13 protein-coding genes are annotated in these 24008 nt (G+C 70.3%); 9 read left to right on the plus strand and 4 right to left on the minus strand.

Going from position 1 to position 24008, the window contains the following annotated elements; genetic code table 11:
- Nucleotides 1-349: 349 nt before the first annotated feature.
- Entirely contained in the window at nt 350-1168 is an 819-nt protein-coding gene (locus AC1DXK_RS08865) for an FkbM family methyltransferase (RefSeq protein ID WP_457106677.1), read from the plus strand.
- Nucleotides 1169-1712: 544 nt separating this feature from the next.
- Here AC1DXK_RS08865 and AC1DXK_RS08870 read toward each other — a convergent pair.
- Nucleotides 1713-2339 (minus strand): TetR/AcrR family transcriptional regulator, encoded by a 627-nt coding sequence (locus AC1DXK_RS08870; protein WP_457106678.1) that lies wholly within the window; start codon nt 2337-2339, stop codon nt 1713-1715.
- A 104-nt stretch (nt 2340-2443) separates the two neighbouring features.
- Between AC1DXK_RS08870 and AC1DXK_RS08875 the strand changes: the two genes are divergently transcribed.
- Both AC1DXK_RS08875 and AC1DXK_RS08880 read left to right on the plus strand, forming a co-directional pair.
- A complete protein-coding gene (locus AC1DXK_RS08875; protein WP_477297476.1) occupies nt 2444-3118 on the plus strand; it encodes a PspA/IM30 family protein in 675 nt (224 codons plus the stop codon).
- 48 nt (nt 3119-3166) lie between these two features.
- Nucleotides 3167-3442 (plus strand): YiaA/YiaB family inner membrane protein, encoded by a 276-nt coding sequence (locus AC1DXK_RS08880; protein WP_091788466.1) that lies wholly within the window; start codon nt 3167-3169, stop codon nt 3440-3442.
- Nucleotides 3443-3453: 11 nt separating this feature from the next.
- Here AC1DXK_RS08880 and AC1DXK_RS08885 read toward each other — a convergent pair whose 3' ends face one another.
- On the minus strand, nt 3454-4323 hold the full coding sequence (locus AC1DXK_RS08885) for a hypothetical protein (protein ID WP_457106694.1): 870 nt from the start codon (nt 4321-4323) through the stop codon (nt 3454-3456).
- Between the two features lie 298 nt (nt 4324-4621).
- Here AC1DXK_RS08885 and treZ point away from each other — a divergent pair, with 298 nt between their 5' ends.
- The 6 genes from treZ (at nt 4622) to AC1DXK_RS08915 (ending at nt 21163) form a co-directional block, all read left to right on the plus strand.
- Nucleotides 4622-6427, plus strand: a complete 1806-nt coding sequence (treZ, locus tag AC1DXK_RS08890; protein WP_457106680.1) for a malto-oligosyltrehalose trehalohydrolase — start codon at nt 4622-4624, stop codon at nt 6425-6427.
- Nucleotides 6424-11337 (plus strand): malto-oligosyltrehalose synthase, encoded by a 4914-nt coding sequence (locus tag AC1DXK_RS08895; protein ID WP_457106681.1) that lies wholly within the window; start codon nt 6424-6426, stop codon nt 11335-11337. The genes treZ and AC1DXK_RS08895 overlap by 4 nt, the downstream gene beginning before the upstream one ends.
- Before the next feature lie 247 nt (nt 11338-11584).
- The gene (locus AC1DXK_RS08900) at nt 11585-14980 is read left to right on the plus strand and encodes a maltotransferase domain-containing protein (protein ID WP_457106682.1); all 3396 of its coding nucleotides are present in this window, start codon (nt 11585-11587) and stop codon (nt 14978-14980) included.
- A gap of 149 nt (nt 14981-15129) precedes the next feature.
- Complete coding sequence (gene treS, locus AC1DXK_RS08905) at nt 15130-18408, plus strand: maltose alpha-D-glucosyltransferase (RefSeq protein WP_457106683.1); 3279 nt, start codon at nt 15130-15132, stop codon at nt 18406-18408.
- Nucleotides 18405-20690, plus strand: a complete 2286-nt coding sequence (gene glgB / locus AC1DXK_RS08910; protein ID WP_457106684.1) for a 1,4-alpha-glucan branching protein GlgB — start codon at nt 18405-18407, stop codon at nt 20688-20690. Before treS ends, glgB begins: the two co-directional genes overlap by 4 nt.
- Nucleotides 20691-20893: 203 nt before the next feature.
- Nucleotides 20894-21163 carry a hypothetical protein gene (locus AC1DXK_RS08915; protein ID WP_457106685.1) on the plus strand — a complete coding sequence of 90 codons (270 nt, stop codon included), beginning with the start codon at nt 20894-20896 and terminating at the stop codon, nt 21161-21163.
- An 88-nt stretch (nt 21164-21251) separates the two neighbouring features.
- Here AC1DXK_RS08915 and AC1DXK_RS08920 read toward each other — a convergent pair whose 3' ends face one another.
- Both AC1DXK_RS08920 and glgA read right to left on the minus strand, forming a co-directional pair.
- Nucleotides 21252-22196 carry a helix-turn-helix domain-containing protein gene (locus AC1DXK_RS08920; protein WP_457106686.1) on the minus strand — a complete coding sequence of 315 codons (945 nt, stop codon included), beginning with the start codon at nt 22194-22196 and terminating at the stop codon, nt 21252-21254.
- Between the two features lie 81 nt (nt 22197-22277).
- A complete protein-coding gene (gene glgA / locus AC1DXK_RS08925) occupies nt 22278-23816 on the minus strand; it encodes a glycogen synthase GlgA (protein WP_457106687.1) in 1539 nt (512 codons plus the stop codon).
- Nucleotides 23817-24008 lie beyond the last annotated feature (192 nt).

The raw sequence follows: 24008 nt of genomic DNA on the forward strand, positions 1-24008 counted from the left end.
CGCGGGCGGGGCTCTGCGCCCTGTGGCCGGGTGATCGGATGCCAGAGATCCCATGCGCGCGACTCACGCATGGGCGCGCCCTCGAATCTCGAACAGGACAAGATCTTTTAGCAGATCAAGATTTTTGACATACCGACTTTGGCCGATTTGCCAATATTCATTCATTCGTTTTGTCATTATTCCGCATCGCGAGTGCGACGCAGCGGCGGAAACAAATATTTATCGGCCTATCCCGGGATGATGAGGTCAGTGAAAACGTGCCCCTCACTAACTCAGCCGCATCGGTTGGTCGATCGAAGATTTTTGAGCCGTTGAATATTTTCCGAAGTGGCGAGGGGGAGGAAGTTCCATGAGATCGCTATTCTCGCTCCTGAAAAGCATTATGCCGAACGGCGTGAGCCTCAGGCTTCGTCTTCTCAAGGCGAAGATGGTTGATTCGGATACCGCGGCATTTGCGAAATTCGTCCGTCAGGTCGTGGATAGAAACGCGATTGCGATCGACGTTGGAGCAAATTCCGGCTTGTACAGCGCTATATTATCAAAACACTTCAACAAGATAGTCACCATAGAACCGAACCCGGATTGCGTCCGATATATGCAGGATGCACTGCCCCCCAACTGTCAGATTTTCCAATGCGCCGCCTCCGACCAATCCGGACACGCCGTTCTGCGTATTCCGATGTTTGGCGGAACCGTCGAAACGACGCGCGCCACGATCTCCGATGACAACACCTTCTCGTCCGAGCCACCGACCGGATTTTCAAATATTGAAGTTCGAACCGAAACTGTCGATAATATATCGAAAGACATGGCCGATGATAAGTCCGTCGCCATTCTGAAGATCGACACTGAGGGACACGAGCTTGCGGCTTTGCTGGGCGCCGAAAAAACAGTCACTGAACACAAGCCCGCTCTGTGTATCGAAATCGAGGGGCATCACGGCGCGCAAGCCGTGAAAATATTGAGCAAGATTGCCGACCTCGGCTATATCGGCATCATTCTTCGAGAGAATAAGTTTCAGAATGATTCCAGATTTTCGGACGGTCGCTTCCAAGACATCCTAGCGGATACGTCCACCGCCAACAGATACTTTGTTCACCGAAATAAAATAGGAATTTTTCCTGGCATCGAATTGCGACGGACTGCTGAAACGAGGCTTGCAGTGTGAGCTGTGTCTACAAGAGCGTGACGGGCCGGCGCGCGCCCTGAAGCCCGGGTCTGATGCCAAAATCCCGTCGGACCGGGCAAGCCGGTTCCGGCCGGACAGGTCGTCGTTCGGGTGGTCGCTCAAGAACGATCTTGCACAGCGGGCCGCGGGGACGGGGACAGGCGGACGATGTCTCAACCTCTCCGCCCGGCGCGGCGGACGTGGAGTCGGACATAGGCGGTCACCGGCAGGCCGACGGGGTGGGACCGCTCCGTCCAGGCCCGTCCCTCGACGGCGTCGAGGTCGCGGATCGCCCCTCTGCCGATGCGAACGGTCAAGGCGTCAGGATGCCTGGATCCGTCCCGCCCGGGGGGCGAACAGCGCTCCGGTCGGACCGCTCGGGAGGCAGGCCCTTCACGCGTTTGCGGCGCCGGCATCGCGCGCCCGGCGGATCGCGTCCCTGCTGTGATCGGCATCCACCGGGTTGCTCGGCGGATCGGGGCGCGGCGCGACCCGAACGGCCGGCTGCCGTTCGCGGCCCGCGCCAAGGGGCGGATCCCGACCGCTAACCCTGCGCGAACCCCCGGACCGCCGCCCGCACCAGGGCGTCGATCATCGGCCGCACGTCATCCACGCCCAGCGGCCCGAGGCTGCCGAGATCGGCCAGGTAGGTCATGCCGTGGACGCTGGACCAGAGCGCCCGCGCCATCACGGGGATCGCCGCTTCGGCGAGCCGGCCGCCGTCGCGCAGAACCCCCTCCAGGATCGCGAACAGGGCGGCGATGTCGGCCTGCACCGCCTCCGGCGCCGCCACGGTGCGGCGCTCGAAGATCGCCGCCCAGGCCGCGTGGTTCTCCCCCGCGAAGGCGAGGTAGGCATCGGCCAGGCAGAGGAGCCGCGCCTCCGTCTCCCGCGCGGGACAGGCCGCCAGCGCGGCCGCCAGGGTGTCCCGAAGCTGCCGCAGGGTGACCGCGTTGGCCTCCAGCCGCAGCAGCTCCAGGCTGTCGAACTGCGTGTAGACCGAGCCGACCGCCGTGCCGGCCCGCTCCGCGACGTTGCGGGCGGTCAGCGCCGCCGCGCCGCCCGCGTTCAGGATCGCCACGGCGGCGTCGATCAGCGCCCGGCGATCCGCCTCGCGGTCGACCGTTCCCTTCCGCGGACGGCCTCGCCCTTTTTTCTGAACTTCGTTCATTTTATCCCTTGCAGCGGCGGCGGCGCCGTGATTATCTCTTTCTTGAACGACGTTCAATCAATTCCGGACCGGGTCCGGGCCGTCGTCTCCGCGAGGTGACCGTGATGAGGACCCTGTCCTTCCTGATGCGCGGCGTGATCGCCGACCATGCCCAGGCGATCCACGATGCGCACGCCGTGACGATCCTGCGCCAGCAGATCCGGGACGCCGCCGGCGCCCTGGCGACCGCCCGGCGGGAACTCGCCGTGGCCATGGCCTACCACGCCGCCGAGACGCGTGCCCTCGACGCCATCGGCACCCGTATCGAGACCCTGTCGGACGGGGCGCGGCGCGCGCTGGCGGACGGCCGGGCGGATCTCGGGACCGAGGCGGCGATCCACATCGCGGCCCTGGAGGACGAGCGGGCCGACCGCCGGACCGCCGCGGAGCGCTTCGCCGCCGAGGTCGAGCGGCTGAAGCGCCGCGTCGGCCAGGGGAGCGAGCGGCTGCGGGATCTCGACCGCGGGCTCCAGACCGMCCGCACCACCGAGGCCCTGMGCCGGGCGGGGCTGGAGGGCCGCCGGGCCACGACCCTCTCGGCCGGCGCGCTGGGCGAGGCCGAGCGGACGCTGGAGCGCCTGCGGGCGCGGCAGGCGGCCGAGGCGGACGTCGCCACCGCGCTGACCGAGCTGGAGGCGGATGCCGCGGGCGGGATCGAAGCCGAGCTCGAAGCGGCCGGCTACGGCCGTCCCCGCACGGACCCGCGGGCGGTGCTCGACCGTCTCCGGTCCGAGGCCTGACCGGATCTGCAGCGCCCCCGATCAAACCCTATCCACGGAGACCGCACCATGACCCCGCAGATGCCCCATACCGGCGCCTGGAAGACCTTCACCCTGGTCAGCTTCGCCGCCGCCGCCGCCATGCTGACGATCGGGATCTTCTTCCTGCCCGCGGATATCTGGATCAAGGGCTACCTCGCCATGGCATCGCTGTTCCTCACGGGCACGACCTTCACCCTGGCCAAGACCTTGCGYGACGAGCACGAGGCGAACCGGCTGATCAACAAGATCGAGGACGCCGCCGCCGAGCGCGTCCTGCGCGAGGCGGTGCCGGGCCGGCTCTGAGGCGGCCCGGCTCAGCCCGGCGCGCCCAGGAACCCGGCCACGGCCTTCGAGAATTCCGGGGTCCGCAGGTAGCCGTAGGACTTGTGCCGGTTCTCGGCGCCGTCCGGCCTCCGGTAGGCGTTGATCACCGGCACGTCCCGCACCCGCACCCCGGCGGCGTTCGGGGCGTAGAGCGCCGCGAGATCGTCGCCCACGGTGGCGATGTCCCGGCGGTCCATCAGGTTGGTCCAGGCGGTGAGCGCCGCCGGCACCCGCAGGGGGCCGTGCTCGTCGGCGAGCTTCAGCTTGAGGTCGGCGAGCCCCAGGGGCGCGCCGAGGGTGACCAGGGCGCAGCGGGGCAGGGGCGTCCCGTCCGCCTCGGCGGCGCGCAGCACGTCGTAGGCGATCAGGCCGCCCATCGAATGCGCGGCGATCAGCACCTCATCCGCCACGGCGTCGGCCAGGGCAGCGCGCAGGCGCGCCCTGGCGTTGGCCCGGAACGCCGCATCCTCGCAGTAGCCCCAGAGATCGTCGAGGCGGTATTCCAGGATCAGGTCGTCCACCGGGGTCAGCCCTGTGGCCTCCTGCAGGTGCGACAGGCCGCGATAGATCCGGTCGGTGAGGGTCGGCTCGGCGCGGTCGGGCTCCCCCGCCGGGGAGGGGAACGGCCCGAGGCCGTGATCGGGGCGGTAGGGCTCGCGGTTGCAGTCGCCCGAGAGCGGCTGCGGGTAGCGCAGATCCGCCCAGTAGACGAAGGCGAAGGGCAGGTCGGCCTCGGCCACCTGCCATCCGAGATTGCGGTCGAGACCCTCACGGATCGCCGCACGCCACCAGCCGGCCTTCTCGTCGCGCGGCGGCTTGTTGGCGAGTCCGTGGATGCCGATGATGCGTGCCCGACCCAGTGTCCGCTCCCGCGCCGACGAGACTGCCGGACCGTCGAGATAGGGCCGTCCCCCGCGGACGGCACTGCGGCTTAGTTTCCAGGGGGCGTCCCGTTGGCACCAAGAGGGCGGGCTGCGTCCGGCACGCGCGGTCCCCGGAGGCGCGGGTTACGGCGCCCGTCACCCCCATTGCCACGCGGCCTTGCCGCCATAGCTGCGCTGCGGGAACCGGATCGAGCCCGGGGCCTTCTCCCACGACGGATGATCCTGCCGCGCTTGCGTCCCGGTGCGCGCGGCCAATGACAAGGACGGTGGCCCGATGCGGCGCGCCCACAGCATGGATTTCGGGGCCGAGATGGTCGGGGGCGGCGTCCGCTTCGCCCTCTGGGCGCCCACCGCGCAGAGCGTCGAACTCGTCGTCGACGGCGTCGCTCACCCGCTGCCCGAATCCGGTGGCGGCTGGCGCCGCACCGCCCTGCCCGGCGTGAAGCCCGGCGCGCGCTACGGCTTCCGCATCGACGGCGACCTCATCGCCCCCGATCCCGCCTCCCGCTTTCAGCCCGACGACGTCTCGGGCCTGAGCGAGGTGGTCGATCCCCGCGCCTTCGCGTGGTCCGATGCGGGCTGGACCGGGCGGCCCTTCGCGGAGGCCGTGATCTACGAGTGCCACGTCGGCACCGCGACGCCGGAGGGCACCTATGCCGGCCTGCAGGCGCGGCTGCCGGACCTCAAGGCGCTGGGCGTCACCGCCATCGAGCTGCTGCCGCTCGCCGACTTCAAGGGCGCGCGCAACTGGGGCTACGACGGTGTCCAGCCCTACGCCCCCGACGGCGCCTACGGCCGCCCCGACGACCTCAAGCGCCTGATCGACGCCGCCCACGGGCTCGGCCTGATGGTCTATCTCGACGCGGTCTACAACCACTTCGGACCGGCCGGGAACTACCTCCACGCCTACGCCAAGACGTTCTTCACCGAGCGCCACCAGACCCCCTGGGGCGCGGGCATCAACTTCGACGGCAAGGAGAGCGGCGCCACGGTGCGGCAGTTCTTCATCCAGAACGCCCTGTACTGGCTGGAGGAATACCGGTTCGACGGCCTGCGCTTCGACGCCGTCCACGCGATCCTCGACGATTCGCCCCGCCACTTCCTGGCCGAGCTCGGCGAGACGGTCCGCAGGACGTTTCCGGACCGGCAGATCCACCTGATGCTGGAGAACGAGGCCAACCAGGCCCGCTGGCTGGAGCGGGACGCCGCCGGGCGCCCGAAGATGCACGACGCCCAGTGGGCCGACGACCTGCACCATTGCTGGCACGTCCTGCTGACGGGCGAGGATGCCGGCTACTATAAGAGCTTTGCCGACAAACCGGTCGCCCACCTCGCCCGCTGCCTCGCGGAGGGCTTCGCCTATCAGGGCGAGCCGTTTTCCACGCTCGACAACCATCCGCGGGGCGAGCCGTCCGCGCACCTGCCGCCCTCCGCCTTCGTGACCTTCCTCCAGAACCACGATCAGGTCGGCAACCGGGCGCTCGGCGAACGGCTCAATCACTTGGCCGACCCGAAGAAGCTGGACCTCGCCCGGGCCGGGTTCCTGCTGGCGCCGCAGATCCCGATGCTCTGGATGGGCGAGGAATGGTCGGCCTCCGCGCCGTTCCTGTTCTTCGTCGACTTCGCCCCGGACGATGAGCTGAACAAGGCGGTGCGCGACGGCCGCCGCCGGGAGTTCAAGAGCTTTGCGGCGTTTGCGGACGACACCTCGACGATCCCCGATCCTACGGAACGGGAGACGTTCGAGGCCTCGAAGCTCGACTGGTCCGAGCGGGAGCGCTCGCCCCACCGCGAGGTGCTGGCCGAGACGACGCGGCTCCTCGGGCTGCGCCGCGACGTGGTCGTGCCCCTGGCGAAATCCGGCTATGACGGTGCCGCCGCCACCCTGCCGCGGTCGGACGTGGTCGATTGCACGTGGCGCTTCGGGGCCGGCACCCTGCGCTTCGTCGCCAATGTCGGGGACGCCCCCTTCCCGGTGGATCCGGCAGGCGCCCGGGTGGTCTGGACCAACGCCCCGGACGGGGCCGGACGCGACCTGCCCGCCTGGACCGGCATCTTCCTGACGGAGCCCCGCTCGTGAGCGCCCTGGAACAGCTCGCCGACTTGGTCGGCGTCGCCGCCGGCTACACCGATGCCTTCGGCAAGCCCGTCGAGACGCCCCTGGAGGTCCGCCGCGGCCTGCTCGCGGCGCTCGGCTTCGCGGTCGATGACGAGGCGGCGGTGACCGAGAGCCTCGAACGGGTCGAGCGCCTGCGCCGCGGCCTGATCCCGCCGCTCCTGCCCGTGGAGGCCCGCCGCGCCGCACGCGTCCCGGTGCGGCTCGGGAACGGCGCGCCCCACACCCTGGTCTGGCGCCTCGTGGACGAGCGCGGCACCGCCCGCGAGGGGCGGGCCAACCCGCACGGGTCCGAGCCGGGCTTCGAGCTGCCGCCGCTGACTCCGGGCTACCACCGCCTCACCGTGCAGGCCGGCCAGACCCGCACCGAATCCTGGGTGATCGCCGCGCCGCAGCGCTGCTGGCGCCCGCGCCCCTACACGGAGGAGGGCGCCTCCGACTGGGGCATGGCCGCCCAGCTGTACGGCCTGCGCTCGGCCACCAATATCGGCATCGGCACCTACGCGGATGCCGGTGAGGCCGCCCGCGAGGCGGCCTTGCGCGGGGCGGCGTTCCTGGGCTTGAGCCCGGTCCACGCCCTGTTCGGCTCCGATCGGACCAAGATCTCCCCCTACTCGCCCTCCTCGCGCCTGTTCCTCGAGACGCTGTTCATCGCCCCGCGCAGCCTGCCGGGGCTCGCCGGGTCCCGGGCCGAGGCGCTGCTGGACGCGCGCGCCGACGCAATCACCGCCCTGCGGGAGGCGGCGCTGGTCGACCACCAGGGCGTGCACGACGTGCTCGACCCGGTGCTGCGCGCCCTCTGGGCGGAGTCCGCCGCTCGGGCCGGCACCGATGCGGGCTTCGCGCGCTTCCGTCAGGACGGCGGCGAGGATCTCGAATCCCACGCCGTGTTCGAGGCGCTCTCCGAGCATTTCCGCCAGCAGGGCGCCCACTGGCTGGGCGACTGGCCGGAGGCGTTCCGTCGCGCGGGCACAGGGGCGGTGCGGGCCTTCGCGGCGGAGAACGCCGAGCGGGTCGGCTACCATGCGTGGCTGCAATACCTCGCCGACCGGCAGCTCGCCGAGGCCTCCGCGGCGGCGCTCGGCGCCGGGATGCGGGTCGGCCTCTACCGGGACCTCGCGGTCGGCGCCGACCGGGGCGGCTCCGAGATCTGGTCCCATCCGGAGCGCTTCGCCGACCGGGTGTCGATCGGCGCGCCGCCGGATCTCCTCGCCCCGAAGGGCCAGAACTGGGGCCTGCCGGCCTTCGACCCGCTGGCGATGGAGCGCGACGGGCTCGCGGCCTTCCGCGCCCTGGTCCAGGCCAACATGCGCCACGCCGGCGCGATCCGGATCGACCACGCCTTCCAGCTCGCCCGCCTGTTCCTGATCCCGCTGGGCGCGGGCGCCCAGGCCGGCGCCTACGTGGCCATGCCGTTCGAGCCGATGCTGGCGGTGCTGCGGCTGGAGAGCCACCGCAACAAGTGCCTCGTCATCGCGGAGGATCTCGGCACCGCTCCGGAGGGGTTTTCTGACGCGCTGATGCGGGCCGGGGTGCTGAGCTACCGGATCCTCGCCTTCGAGCGCGAGGCCGACGGCCGGTTCAAGCCGCCCTCGGCCTACCCGCGTGACGCCCTCACCGCCATCACCACCCACGACCTGCCGACCTTCGTCGGCTGGTGGCGCGGGGTCGACACCGACACCCGCCAGTCGCTCGGCCTCTACGACCAGGAGCGGGCCGAGGCGGAGCGGGGCGAGCGGGTCGTCGAGCGCCGCCGCCTCGCCGAGGCGCTGGCCGGGGAGCAGCTGCTCCCCTCCACCGAGCCGCCGGAGGCCGCGCCCTTCGAGGCGGCGGCCCGCTACCTCGCCCGGGCGCCCGCGATGCTCACCGCCGTCCAGTACGAGGACGTGGTCTCGGAACTCGCCCAGGCCAACGTGCCGGGCTCGACGGAGGGCTACCCGAACTGGCGGCGCAAGCTCGACCGCGAGTTGACCGACATCGCCGCGCCCGGCGGCCCCCTCGCCAAGCTGGCGGCCTCCCTCTCCGCCGAGGCCCGGGGGCCCCGCTCGGGGGCCGCGCGGCTCGCCGCGCCGCCGCCGCGGTCGACTTACCGGCTGCAGTTCCACAAGGACTTCACCTTCGCGGATGCGGGCCGGATCGTCCCCTACCTGCACCGGCTCGGGATCAGCCACGTCTACGCCTCGCCCCTCCAGACGGCGCGGCCCGGCTCGACCCACGGCTACGACATCGTCGACCACGGCGCGATCAACCCGGAACTCGGCGGCGAGGACGGCTTCATCCGGCTCTCCGAGACGCTCCACGCCCACGGGCTGAAGCTGCTGCTCGACATCGTCCCGAACCACATGGGCGTCGGCGGGTCCGACAACCCGTGGTGGCTCTCGGTCCTGGAATGGGGCTCCCTGTCGCCCTTCGCCGACGCCTTCGACATCGACTGGCAGCGGCTCGGGGCCGGGCGCAACCTCGTGATCCCGTTCCTCGGCGACCGCTACGGCGAGGCCCTGGAGAAGGGCACCCTGGAGCTGAGGTTCGACCCCGACAAGGGTGCCTTCAGCGTCTGGCACTACGAGCACCAGCTGCCGATCCGGCCGCTCAGCTACCCGACGATCCTGAACCGGGTGATCGCCGCCATCGGGGCCGTGGACGACGACACCACCGCGGAGCTGCTCGCCATCTCCGAGCGCCTGCGGGCCATGGCGATCGACACCGACGAGACTCGCCGCCAGGGCTTCCCCGAGGAGGCCGAGGGACTGAAGCGCCGGCTCGCCGAGATCTACGGCGTGTCGCCGCTGATCCAGGAGGCCACCGCCAGCACGCTGGCGCTGCTCAACGGCTTCAAGGGCCGCCCGGACAGCTTCGGGCCCCTGCACCGGCTGCTGGAGTCGCAGGCCTACCGGCTGGCCCATTGGCGGGTGGCATCGAGCGACATCAACTACCGCCGCTTCTTCGACGTGAACTCCCTGGCGGGGTTGCGGGTCGAGCTGTCCGACATCTTCCACCGCTCGCACGAGACCGTGTTCCGGCTCGTCCGCGAGGGCCGGATCGACGGTTTGCGCATCGACCACATCGACGGGCTCGCCGACCCGCTGGGCTACGCGCGGGCGCTCCAGGCCGCCGTGGGACCGGGCTTCTACGTGGTGGTGGAAAAGATCCTCGAGCCGGGCGAGCGGCTGCGGCCCTGGCCGGTGGCCGGGACCACGGGCTACGACGTGCTCAACCAGCTCGACGGGATCCTGGTCGACAAGACCCGGCGGGGGAAGGTCGAGCGCCTCTACACCTGGGCCACGGGCTTCGACGAGCCCTACGGCTTCCAGCTCCGCGCCGCCAAGGCCGAGATCCTGGAGATCAGCTTCGCCAGCGAGCTGGAGGTGCTGACCACCGACCTCAAGGAGGTCGCCGATGCCGACCGGCGCACCCGCGACTTCACCGTCAACGCCCTGCGCCGAGCGCTGATCGAGATCATCGCGCGCTTTCCGACCTATCGGAGCTACCTGCCGCCGGAGCTAGAGGAGGGGGATGTCGAGCCCGAAGACGTGCGCCTGATCGAGGGGGCGGTCGCCAAGGCCAAGCGCTGGTCGAGCCTGCCGGACCGCTCGGTCCACGACTTCGCCGCCGAGGTGCTGCTCGGGCGGATCGAGACCACGGGACCGGGCCGGCCGGATCCGCGGGTGGCCTTGCGCTTCCGCCGCCGGTTCCAGCAGCTCACCGGCCCGGTCATGGCCAAGAGCCTGGAGGACACGCTGTTCTATCGCTACGCGTGCCTCCTCGGCCTCAACGAGGTCGGCGGCGATCCGGGCGAGTACGGGATCGACGCGGAGCATTTCCACGACCTCCAGATCGCCCGCGCCCGGGACTGGCCGAGCGCCATGATCACCACGGCGACCCACGACACCAAGCGGGGCGAGGATGCCCGCACCCGGCTGCTCGCCCTCTCGGAGATCCCGGAGGAATGGGCGAAGGCCTGGGACCTGTGGCAGCGCACCGCCGGCCCGCACCTCGCCCGGATCGACGGCGAGCCGGCCCCCGATGCCAACGACCAGTGGATGTTCTTCCAAGCGATCCTGGGCGCCTGGCCCCTGGAGCTGCTGGATCAGGACGAGGCCGGAATCGTCGCGGAGTTCCGGGATCGGCTCATCGCCTATGGCGAGAAGGCCATGCGCGAGGGCAAGCGCCGGTCGAGCTGGGTCAATGTCGATGCGGTCTACGAGGGCGCGGTCCGGAAGCTGTTCACGGCGCTGATCGCGCCCGGCTCGGATTTCCTGAGCGCACTCCGGCCCTTCGCCCGGCGGCTCGCCCATCTCGGCATGCTGGCGAGCCTCGGCCGCACGGTCCTGAAATGCACCCTGCCGGGGCTGCCTGACACCTACCAGGGGACGGAGGTCTGGGACTTCTCCTTCGTCGATCCCGACAACCGCCGCCCGGTGGACTACCCGGCGCTTGAGCGGATACTGGAAGAGGGCGGCGCGCCGGCGGAGCTGCTGGCGCACTGGACGGACGGGCGGGTGAAGCAGGCGACCCTCACGCGGCTGCTCGCCGAGCGGGCCGCGCGTCCGGACTTCTACGCCAGCGCCGCCTACGAGCCCGTGGCGGCCACCGGCACCCGGGCCGACCACGTGATCGCCTACCGGCGGACCGATCCCGGCCAGGAGGGCGGAGACCTGTTCGTGGCGGTGCCGCGGCTGGTGGCGGGCTTCGTCGGGGAGGCGGTCTGGTCGGGCGAGGCCTTCGCGGGCACCCGGGTGGATCTCGGGGCGGGGACCCGCTGGCGGGACCTCGCCTCGGGGCGGGTCATCGAAGGGCAGGGGGCGGGCGAAGGGGTCGATCTCGGCACCCTCCTGCGCGACCTGCCCTACGCGGTGCTGCGGCGGGACTCTTGAGCCCTCCGTCATCGCGCGCGAAGCGCAGCGACCCAGGGCAGCTCGACTGGGTGAGCGTGGCGTTGCCTGGATTGCTGCGCTCCGCTCGCGAAGACGGCGACGCGTCCGGACATGTCGAGCGGAAGCGGCCGAAGGGCTTCTCCGCAGCCTTGTCATGCAACTCTGCTGAGACACGTCGGACCGGATCGCGCGGCACACCCGCGCGGTTCGGACGTTACGACACAGGGAACGGGAGCCGAGAGGCAGCATGAACGCACCGACCAAAGCCGCTGCGACGTCAGGGGCCGAAGCCGTCCTGCCGGCCGCCCTGGCCCCCAGGGCCGAGGGGCCGCGGATCTACAACCTGTTCCCCCTCCTGGTCGGGCGCGTGTCGGACTGGACCGCCGAGCTGCCGCGGATCGCGGGTCTCGGCTTCGACTGGATCTACCTCAACCCGTTCCATCAGACCGGCGGCTCGAAGAGCCTCTACGCGGTGGCCGACCCGGAGCGCCTCGACGAGCGCTTCCGCGATCCTGACGGCACGGCGGACGACGCGCAGATCGAGCGCTTCTGCGCCGCCGCCGAGGCGGCCGGCCTGTCGGTGATGACCGACCTCGTCATCAATCACACCGCCGACAACGCACGGCTGGCCATCGAGCGGCCCGACCTGTTCCTGAAGGAGCCCGACGGCTCGATCATGCACCCGGCCGCCGTCGATCCGGACGATCCGTCGATCCGCACGGTCTGGGGCGACCTGGCCGAACTCGACTACCATACGCCGGCGGCCCGGGACGAGCTGACCCGGATCTGGGGCGCCTACGTCGCCCGGCTCCAGGGTCTCGGCGTGGCGGGCTTCCGCTGCGACGCGGCCTACAAGGTGCCGCCGGAGACCTGGCGCGTTCTGATCGGGGAGGCCAAGGCCCGCGATCCCGCCTGCCTGTTCGCCGCAGAGACCCTCGGCTGCACCTTCGAGGAGGCGCGGGCCACGGCGGGCGCCGGCTTCGACTACCTGTTCAACTCCTTCGCGTGGTGGGACCTGAAGAAGCCCTGGGCGCTGGAGCAGTACGAGCGCCTGCGGGTGCTGGCGCCCTCCATCGCCTTCCCGGAAAACCACGACATGACGCGGCTCGCCGCCGGGATCGGCGGCGGCCCCGAGGCGGTGGCGGCCCATCTGCGCACCCGCTACGCGCTCGCCGCCTTCTTCTCGGCCGGCGTGCTGATGCCGATCGGCTACGAATGGGGCTACCGCCGGGCGCTGCACGTGGTCGACACCACCCCGCGCGACCGCGAGAACGACACCGGCCTCGACATCTCCGGCTCGATCCGGGCGATCAACGCCCTGCGGGCAGAGCTGCCGGCCGCCAATGTCGAGGGCGCGCAGATGCGCCTCTCGTCCCCCGACAGCGACCTGGTGGCGCTCGCCCGCTTCGACACCGGCCATCCGGCCTCGGCGCGGCACGCGCTGATCGTGCTCTACAACCCCACCGACCGGCCGGTGCCGGTGGAGGCCGGGACGCTCATCGCGCGGACCGGCGGCATGCTCGGCGCCTTCGTCGACCGGACCCCGGAGGCCGAGCCGATCGCCTTCCATCCCGGCAGCGCCATCGACCTGCGCCCCGGGGAATTGCGCATCCTGGCGGCCGGCGCCCAGCAGGTCGCCCGGCAGCCGGCGCGCGGCACGCCCGACGGCACCGGACGGGTGGTGATCGAGGCCGTGGCGCCTGAGATCGACGGCGGCCGCTCGCCGGTGAAGCGGATCGTCGGCGAGTCCCTGCGGGTCGAGGCCGACATCTTCTCCGACGGCCACGAAATCATCGACGCCGCGATCCTGTCGCGGGTCGTCGGCACCGAGGCGTCTGGAGGCGAGACTTGGCGCGAGGACCCGATGGTCTTCGTCGACAACGACCGCTGGGCCGGGCAATTCCCCCTGGAGCGGAACGCCCGCTACGAGTTCACCCTGATCGCGTGGCGCGATGCCTTCTCGTCCTGGGTGCGCGACACCCTGAAGAAGCGCGCCGCCGGCGTCGATGTCCGCCTGGAGACGATCGAGGGCGTGGCTTTGGTCGAGACCGCTGCGTCCCTCGCCCGCACCCGCGGCGGCCGTGACGCGGAGCGCCTCGCCGCCCTGGTGGCGGCGCTCGCCGCCGAGGAGACGGGCTCGGCCGCCCAGCTCGACCGGATCCTCGAGCCCGAGGCGTCCCGCCTCGTGCGCCGGAACGCCGAGCGGGTGAACCTGACCCGCTATCCCGTGACCCTGCCGGTGATCGCCGACCGTCTCGCGGCCCGGTTCTCGGCCTGGTACGAGATCTTCCCGCGCTCGCAGTCGATGGACGTCAACCGCCACGGCACCTTCGACGACGTCATCCGGCGCCTGCCCGAGATCCGCGAACTCGGCTTCGACGTCCTCTACTTCACGCCGATCCACCCCGTGGGCCGCACCAACCGCAAGGGCAAGAACAACACCCTCACGGCCCAGCCCGGCGATGTCGGCTCGGTCTACGCGGTGGGCGCGGCGGAGGGCGGCCACGAGGCCGTGCATCCCGACCTCGGCACGCTGGCCGATTTCGAGCGGCTGGTGGCGGCGAGCCACGCCTACGGCATGGAGATCGCCCTCGACTTCGCGATCCAGTGCTCGCCGGACCACCCCTGGATCAAGGACCACCCGGAATGGTTCGAGTGGCGCCCGGACGGCACGCTGAAATTCGCCGAGAACCCCCCGAAGAAGTACGAGGACATCTCGAACGTCCACTTCTACGGCGGCGCCCTGCCCGGGCTCTGGATCGAGCTGCGCGACATCCTCCTCGGCTGGTGCGCCCGCGGCGTGCGCATCTTCCGGGTCGACAACCCGCACACCAAGCCGATCCCGTTCTGGGAATGGGTGATCGGCGAGGTCAACGGCCAGTATCCGGACGCGATCTTCCTCGCCGAGGCCTTCACCCGGCCGAAGATGATGAAGAAGCTCGCCAAGGCCGGCTACCAGCAGAGCTACACCTACTTCACGTGGCGCAACACCAAGCAGGAGCTGACCGACTACGCCCTGGAGCTGGCCGGCGAGATGGGCGAGTACTACCGCCCAAACTTCTTCGCGAACACGCCCGACATCAACCCGTACTTCCTGCAGACCAGCGGACGCGCCGGCTTCGTGATCCGCGGCACGCTCGCCGCGACCCTGTCGTCGGTTTACGGCATCTACAACGGCTTCGAACTGTGCGAGGCCGCGCCGTATCCCGGCAAGGAGGAGTACCTCAACTCGGAAAAATACGAGCTGAAGGCCTGGGACTACGACCGGCCGGGCAACATCCGCGAGCACATCGTCAAGCTCAACCGGATCCGGCGCGAGAATCCCGCCCTCTGGGATTTCCGCAACGTCGTCTTCACCGGGGCCTTCAACGACCAGATCATCGCCTACGCCAAGGCGACGCCGGAGCGCGACAACTGCGTCTTCACCATGGTCAACCTCGACCCGAAGAACCGCCAGGAATGCACCTACGAGGTGCCGCTCTGGCTGTTCGGCCTGCCCGACGACGGCGCCGTCGAGGTCGAGGACCTGCTCCAGGGCTACACGTTCGAGTTGCGCGGCAAGACCCACCGCATCGCCCTCGATCCGGCCGAGCGATCCTGCGTCATCTGGCGCCTCCGGGCGCCGCGGCGGGTTGCGGGCTGAGGCCGCCCATGGCACCTGACCGTGGCACCTGACCCCGGCGGCGGGCCTCCCCGTCACCGACCATTGCACCCGCGCGGCGGTCGTCCGCCCGCTCCCGGCCGGCTCCCGCCGCCGGTCCCGTCAGATTCGACCGATGAGGCAGCGACGCGATGATCGATCGCAGCGACCCGCAATGGTACCGTGACGCCATCATCTACCAGATTCACGTCAAGTCGTTCTTCGACGCGAACAACGACGGGATCGGCGATTTCGAGGGGCTGACCCAGCGCCTCGACTACGTCCGCGACCTCGGCGTCACGGCGATCTGGCTGATGCCGTTCTACCCCTCGCCGCTGCGCGACGACGGCTACGACATCGCCGATTACGAGGGCATCAACCCGTCCTACGGGACCATGGAGGACTTCAAGGCCTTCGTGGCGGCGGCGCACGAGCGCGGCCTGCGGGTGATCACCGAGCTTGTGATCAACCACACCTCGGACCAGCACCCCTGGTTCCAGGCCGCCCGGGAGGCGCCCCCCGGCTCGCCCGAGCGCGACTTCTACGTCTGGTCGGACACCGACGAGCCGTACCGGGACACGCGGATCATCTTCCTCGACACCGAGGCGTCGAACTGGACCTGGGACCCGGTCGCCAAGCAGTATTTCTGGCACCGGTTCTACAGCCACCAGCCGGACCTGAACTTCGACAACCCGAAGGTGCTGGAAGCGGTCATCGCGACCATGCGCTACTGGCTCGACATGGGCGTCGACGGGCTGCGGCTCGACGCGATCCCCTACCTGATCGAGCGCGACGGCACGAATTGCGAGAACCTCGCCGAGACGCACGACGTGATCAAGAAGATCCGGGCGGCGCTGGATGTCAGCTACCCCGACCGGATGCTGCTCGCCGAGGCCAACCAGTGGCCGGAGGAGACCGCGCAGTATTTCGGCGACGGCGACGAGTGCCACATGGCGTTCCACTTCCCGCTGATGCCGCGGATGTACATGGCGATCGCCCGGGAGGACCGGCACCCGATCACCGACATCATGCGCCAGACCCCGGAGATCCCCGAGGGCTGCCAATGGGCGATCTTCCTGCGCAACCACGACGAGCTGACCCTCGAAATGGTCACCGCCGAGGAGCGTGACTATCTCTGGTCGTTCTACGCCGCCGAGCGGCGCGCCCGGATCAACCTCGGCATCCGCCGCCGCCTCGCGCCGCTGCTGGAGAACGACCGGCGCAAGATCGAATTGATGAAGTCCCTCGTCCTGTCGATGCCCGGCACGCCGGTGCTCTATTACGGCGACGAGATCGGCATGGGCGACAACATCTACCTCGGCGACCGCGACGGCGTGCGCACGCCGATGCAGTGGAGCCCTGACCGCAACGGCGGCTTCTCCCGGGCGAACCCGCAGCGGCTGTTCCTGCCGGCGATCCAGGACCCGATCTACGGCTTCGACGCGATCAACGTCGAGGCGCAGACCCAGGCCCAGACGAGCCTGCTGAACTGGACGCGGCGCATGATCGCGATCCGCAACAACAGCGTCGCGCTGGGGCGCGGCACGATCCAGTTCCTCTATCCCAGCAACCGCAAGGTCCTGGCCTGGATCCGCGAGCACGAGGACGAGCGGATCCTGTGCGTGGCGAACCTCTCGCGCGCGCCCCAGGCGGTGCAGCTCGACCTGTCGGAGCTGCGGACCGCGGTACCGATCGAACTCACCGGCGGCACCGAATTCCCGCCGATCGGCGATCTGCCCTACCTGCTGACCCTGCCGTCCTACGGCTTCTACTGGTTCAGCTTGAGCGCCGCGCGCTCCGGGGTGGTCGGCCCGCAGCAGGAGCCGCCGGAGCTGTTCACCCTGGTGCTCACCGGCGGCATCGAGAGCCTGATGTCGGGCCGCGAGCGCGTCGCCTTCGAGCGCACGGTGGTGCCGCCGTTCCTGACCAGCCGGCGCTGGTTCGGCGCCAAGGGCTCGCGGATCAAGGCCACGAAGGTCATCGACTGCGCCGCCCTGACGGATGTCGACGGGAGCGCGCGCTTCCTGCTGCCGCGGCTGCAGGTGCAGCTCGCCAGCGGCGAGAGCCACGAGTACTTCATGCCGGTCGGCGTCGAGGAGGGCCGCGAGGACGAGACGCTGATGCCCTTCGCGGTGGCGCGGGTCCGCCGCGGCCCGCGGACCGGGCTGCTCTACGGGGCGGCGGGCTCCAACGACTTCGCCGCCTGCCTGATCGACGACATGCGCCAGGGCCGGGAGATCCCCACGGAGAGCGGCCGCCTCGTCTTCGCCGTCACCTCGGCCTTCGACCCGGAGGTCACGGTCGACGTGGCCGATATCCGGCGGCTCTCGGCGGAGCAGAGCAACACCTCGATCGCCATCGGCTCGAAGATGATGCTCAAGCTGCTGCGCCGCCTGCAGCCGGGGCTTCATCCCGAGATCGAGGTCGGGCGCTTCCTCACCGAGCAGGCGGGCTTCTCCAACACCCCCGCGCTGCTCGGCACGCTGGAACACGTCGCCGAGGACGGGACCCGGACGGCCCTCGCGGTCCTTCAAAGATTCGTCGTGAACCAGGGCGACGCCTGGACGCTGATGCTGGAGGGCCTGCGCCGGGACTTCGAGACCGTCGTGCTCACCCCCGAGAGCGAGGCCGCCAGCCCCGAGGAGGCGTTCCAGGCCCACCGGCCCTGGGCGGACCTTATCGGGCGGCGCACCGCCGAGCTGCACGCGGCGCTGGCCATCGAGACCGACGATCCGGCCTTCACGGCCGAGCCGTTCACCGGGGACGATCTCGCGGTGCTGGCGCGCGACGCCCGCCATCAGGCCGAGCGCGCCTTCCGGGCGCTCAAGGGCTTGGCCGACCGGGGCCTCGACGCCGGCAAGCCGGCCTGCGCGGAACTCGGCCAGCGCCGGAGCGAGGTCGAGGCCCTGATCGCCGCGCTCACCGCCGAGCCGGTCCGGGGCGCCCACAGGACGCGCATCCACGGCGACTACCACCTGGGACAGGTGCTGGTCGCCGAGAACGACCTGATCATCGTCGACTTCGAGGGCGAGCCCTCGCGTCCGGCCGATGAGCGCCGGGCCAAGTCGATGCCGCTGCGGGACGTGGCCGGGCTGATGCGCTCCTTCGCGTACGGCGCCGAGACGGTGATCCGGGAGATCACCGCCCGGTTCGCCGATTCCGAGGGGCGGGCGCGGGACGCCGCCACGGCGTGGCGCGGCATGATCGAGGCGGCGTTCCTCGCCGGCTACGAGTCCGCGGTCGCGGGCTCGCGCGCCGCGGTGACTGACCCGGATTCGCGGGCTCGGCTGCTGCGCCTCTGCCTGCTGACCAAGGCCCTGTACGAGGTCGACTACGAGGCCAACAACCGGCCGGACTGGATCGAAATCCCCGCCCGTGGGGTTCTCACCATTCTGGACACGGACGGACACGAGCCCGGAGCATCGGAATGACGGCGATCGACGAGACCTTCGCAACGCGGGTCGACCCGGAATCGGCGACGGCGCGGACCGCGGATGTCCCGGGCTCCGGCACCGCCCCGGCGGCGCCGAGCGTCCACCCGGACGCGATCGCCGCGCTGATGGCCGCCAATCACGGCGATCCGTTCTCGGTGCTCGGCCCCCACCGGGTCGGTCCCCAGGCCTGGGAGGTCCGCGCCGTTCTGCCCGAGGCGCGGACCGCCGCCCTGGTGATGGACGGCCGCACCGTGCCCTTCGAGAAACGCCATCCGGACGGGTTCTACGTCGCCCGGGTCGAGGGGGAACACCGGCCGCTCTACGAGATCGAGGTCGAGGCCTGGGACGGGACGAAGCGCCGCCGCTACGACCCCTACGGCTTCGGCTCCTCGATCGAGCAGTACGACGTCGCGACCCTGCGCGAGGTCGGCACCAACCTCGTCTACCGGATGCTCGGCGCCCAGTCGGGGCAGCTCGACGGCATCGACGGCTTCCGCTTCGCGGTCTGGGCTCCGAATGCCCGCAAGGTCAGCGTCGTCGGCGACTTCAACGACTGGGACGGGCGGCGCCATCCGATGCGCCTCTGGCAGGACGGCGGCATCTGGGAGCTGTTCGTGCCCGGCCTCAAGGCCGGCGTCCGCTACAAGTTCGAGATCCGCGGCCCGGACGGGTCCCTGATCCCCCTCAAGGCCGACCCGGTCGCCTTCGCGGCCCAGCACCCGCCGGAGACCGCCTCGGTCACCCACGGATCGGGCGAGTTCGACTGGCACGATGCCGGCTGGATGGGCACCCGGGGCGCGAAGGACCCGCGCCACGCGGCGATCTCGGTCTACGAGGTCCATCTCGGCTCCTGGGCGCGGGTGCCCGAGGAGGGCAACCGCTTCCTGACCTACCGGGAACTCGCCGAGCGGCTGATCCCCTACGTCAAGGATCTGGGCTTCACCCATATCGAGATGCTGCCGATCACCGAGTTCCCGTTCGACGGGTCCTGGGGCTATCAGCCGGTCTCGCTGTTCGCGCCGACGAGCCGCTTCGGCACGCCGGAGGAGTTCGCCGCCTTCGTGGACGCCGCCCACGAGGCCGGCATCGGCGTGCTGCTCGACTGGGTGCCGGGGCACTTCCCCCTGGACGCCCACGGGCTCGGCCAGTTCGACGGGACGCATCTCTACGAGCATGCCGACCCGCGCCAGGGCTTCCACCAGGATTGGGGCACCTATATCTACAATTTCGGGCGGACCGAGGTCGCGACGTTCCTGGCCGCCAACGCCCGGTTCTGGCTGGAGCACTACCACCTCGACGGCCTGCGCGTGGATGCCGTCGCGTCGATGCTCTACCTCGACTATTCCCGCCGCCAGGGCGAGTGGATCCCGAACCGCTACGGCGGCAACGAGAACCTCGACGCCATCGACTTCCTGCGCAGGACCAACGAGGCGACCTACAGCCACGCCCCGGGGACGATCACGGTGGCGGAGGAATCGACCTCGTGGCCGGGCGTCTCGCACCCGACCTATACGGGCGGCCTGGGCTTCGGCTTCAAGTGGAACATGGGCTGGATGCACGACACCCTGCATTTCATGCAGGAAGATCCGATCCATCGCCGCTACCACCACCACAACCTGACCTTCGGGCTGCTCTACGCCTTCTCGGAGAATTTCATCCTGCCGCTCTCCCACGACGAGGTCGTGCACGGGAAGGGCTCGCTGCTCGGCAAGATGCCGGGCGACCGCTGGCAGAAATTCGCGAATCTCAGGGCCTATTACGGCTTCATGTGGGGGCATCCCGGCAAGAAGCTGCTGTTCATGGGCGGCGAGTTCGGCCAGGAGCGGGAGTGGAACCACGACAACAGCCTGGACTGGCACCTCCTGGACGATCCCCTGCACAAGGGCGTCCAGAGCGTGATCCGCGACCTGAACCGGCTCTACGTGTCGACCCCGGCCCTCTACAGCCGCGACGCGGAGCATACCGGCTTCCAGTGGCTGGTGGCGGACGATCAGGACAACAGCGTCATCGCCTGGGCGCGCAAGGGCGCCAAGCCCGGCGAGGTCGCCATCGTGGTGTCGAACTTCACGCCGGTGCCGCGCGAGGGCTACCGGATCGGCGTGCCGCAGGCGGGCTTCTACCGGGAGGCGTTCAACTCGGATGCCGGCGTCTACGGCGGCGCGAACCTGGGCAACCAGGGCGGGCGCCACACCGACGCGGAGGCGAGCCATGGCCAGGGGCAGAGCCTGTCGCTCACCCTGCCGCCGCTCGCCACGATGATCTTCCTGCTGGAGGGCTGAGCCGAGGTTCCCTCCCCCCTCTGCGGGGGAGGGTGTTTCGCGGAACCGTCTGTGAAGCAGCCCTGCGGGCTCGCCGGCGCCGACCGATTCCGTCGCCGTGACCGCACCGATCTGCGCGCATCGGGACAGGACCTGCGCGCCTTGAGACGAGGGCGCGCGCCGGTTCGCCGATAAGCCCTCTGCCGATCCGGCGGAGGACCTTCATGAAACTTGCGATTCCTACCCTCGCCTGCACGCTGCTGCTGGCGGTACCGACCATCGCGTCGGCGAATGCCGACGACGTCGCTTGGATCAAGCGCTGCATCGCCGACAATGCCGACGAGGGGCAGAGCGCCGACACGCTCGCCGTCTACTGCTCCTGCATGAACAACAAGATGTCGAGCGACGAGACGCTCTCGATCACCGCCTGGGAGAAACGGCATCCGGAGGAGCAGGAGGCCTGCTCGCGGAAGGCCCGGTGGCGGAGCCGCTGATCACCCGTTCGGAGGCCTCGGCCCGGCCGGCCGGGCCGACATGGCACCGCCGCCTGTCCCCGAGCCGGTTGTCCTGCGCGCTCCCAACTCATGGCCGCACATCCCCCGGCGCGCAGCCATAGGCGGCCCGGAAGCTCCGGAAGAAGGTCGAGAGACTGTCGAAGCCGCTCGCATACGCGGCCTCGGTCACACTCGTCCGGGGCGCGGCCTCCAGGATGCGGCGGGCGCGGGCGACCCGTCGCATCCGCAGATGGCGGCCGAAGCTCGTGCCGGTCGGCTCGAACAGGATGTGCAGCTGCCGGATCGAGATGCCGAGCGCCGCCGCAACCTGCGCCGGCGACAGTCCGGGCTCGTGCAACCGGCGCTCGATCAGCGCATGGGCTCGGTCGAGCAATCCTGCCCGGATGGCCGCCCGCGCGGAGTCGGCCCGCGGCTCGCCGGCGCCCCGGGCGAGCAGGGCGAGGTGGAGGAGGGTGTCGATGGCGGCCTCCGCGACGGATCCGGTCAGGTGCGGGGCCTGGACGACGAAGGACTCCAGGTACGCGGCGAAGAGCGCCGACAACCCGGCTCCATTCTCGAGCAGCCGGAACGGGTGTGCGTCACCTCCCCGGACGAGCTGCGTGATCCGCGACGCGGGCAGCCGCACGATCCGGCAGGCAAACGAATCCTGCGGCGCCGGGACGCTCTCGTAGGACAGATCCAGCTGACCCATCATGATGGCACCGGCCGCGACCGGCATCTCGCGGCCGCCGGCCTTGAGCAGGCCACCGCCCGCAACCTGCTGGCAGATGCAGAAGGCGTCGCTTGGGGTGCGGGCGATGTCGGAAGGCGTGCGGCTGACCCGGTAGGCCGAGGCTGTCAGCTCAGCGATCGCTGTGTCGCCCAGGCGAAGGAGGGTATACGCCCCCTGGAAGCGCAGGCGTTTCTGGGGCTCGAGTTCGATACTGACGCCGAAGAGCTGCCGGGCGCGCTCCTCGCGCCACTGCACGAAGCGGTCGCGCGGGTGCAGCGATTCGGTCGACCACGTCAGCATGGCCCGACGATGCAGAGCCGCCGGGACCGGTCCACCGATTCGATCGGCGCCGCACAGGAAATGCGTCCTGCCTGCCGAGCCCTACGCCGCCCGCCAGCGCAGCGCCGTGCTGTTGCCGATCGCCCGGCCGTAGAGCCCGGCATAGTTGTCGGCCGCCTGGTCCCAGCCGAAGCGGGCCGCCATGGCCCGCCGCCGCATGGCGTTGAGGCGCTTCGTCTGGCCGAAGGCCTCCAGCGCCCTGCGAACCGCCGCCCCGAAGGACGCGGCCGAGGCCTCCCCGAAGGTGAAGCCCGTCACCCCGTCCTCGACCGTGTCGGCGAGGCCCCCGGTCCGCCGCACGATCGGCAGGGAGCCGAAGCGCTGCGCGTACATCTGGGCGAGGCCGCAGGGCTCGAAGCGCGAGGGCATCAGCAGGAAGTCGCTGCCCGCGAACATCCGCCGGGCCTGCGCCTCCTCGAAGCCGACATGCACACCGACCGCGTCGGGATGGCGCTTGGCGAGGCCCCGGAGCGCCTGCTCGAACCGGCCCTCGCCCTGGCCGATCACCACGAGCTGGCCGCCCCCGGCCACGATCGCCTCGGCGGCCTGCAGGCTGAGGTCGATGCCCTTCTGGTGGACGAGGCGCGACACGATGGCGAAGAGCGGCCCGCGGGAGACCGCGAGGCCGAACTGCCGGCGCACCGCCTCGGCGTTGGCGCGCTTGCCCTTCCAGTCGTCGATCTCGAAGCGGGTGGCGAGGTGCGGATCGGTGCTCGGGTCCCAGGTCTCGTCGATGCCGTTGAGGATGCCGGCGAGCCGGCCCTGGCCGGCGCGGGTGCGCAGCAGCCCGTCGAGGCCGCAGCCCAGCTCGGGGGTCTGGATCTCCCGGGCGTAGGTCTCGCTCACCGTGGTGACCTGCGAGGCGTAGAAGATGCCGGCCTTGAGGAAGGAGAGCTGCCCGTAGAACTCCGCGCCATCCATCTGGAAGGCCGAGTCCGGCACCCCGAGCCGGGGCAGGGCGTCCCGGGGGAACAGGCCCTGGTAGGCGAGGTTGTGGATCGTCAGCACGCTGGGCACCCGCCGGCCGCGCCAGGCAAGGTAGGCCGGGGCCAGGGCCGCCTGCCAGTCGTTGAGGTGCAGGAGGTCGGCCGACCAGTCGGGGTCGGCGCCCGCGGCGAGTTCGGCCGCCGCGAGGCTGAGGCGGGCGAAGCGCAGGTCGTTGTCACCGAAATCGCCGTGCTGGTCGCCGTAGGGCGTGCCGTCGCGCTCGTAGAGGTCGGGGCTCAGCAGGACGTAGATCCGCAGCCCGTCGACGGCCTCGACGAGGCCGAGGTCGCAGGCCGGGACCCCCGCGAAGCCCTCCAGGCGGCCTATGACCGGGATCTCGGGGAAGGCCGCGCGGACCTGCCGGTATCCGGGAATCAGGACGCGGATGTCGTAATGGGGCACGAGCGCCCGCGGCAGGGCGGCCGAGACCTCGCCGAGACCGCCGGTCTTCACGAAATCGGCCATCTCCGGCGTGGCGTAGAGGATGCGGCGGCGCAGCGAGGCGGGGCGGGCCGGCTGGTGGATCGTGCGGGCGCCGTCTCCTTCGCCGGATGACCACGCGGCGAAGGAACCACCACGGCACGTATCGAGCATCGGCATGGATCCTGGCCGGGCGGAATGCCCCGGTCTGGCAGACGATCGGGCAGGCACGGCTGTCACGATCTCAACCACGGCTAATACTCCTCCGCCGCGACGGTTCCGCTGCGACGCACAAAATAGGCCACCGTGAGAATTAAGCTTCACTTACCTATGTGGCATTGCAGCAAAAATTCGCGTCGGCCCGGC

It is taken from the genome of Methylobacterium sp. P3_A11 (assembly GCF_056403155.1).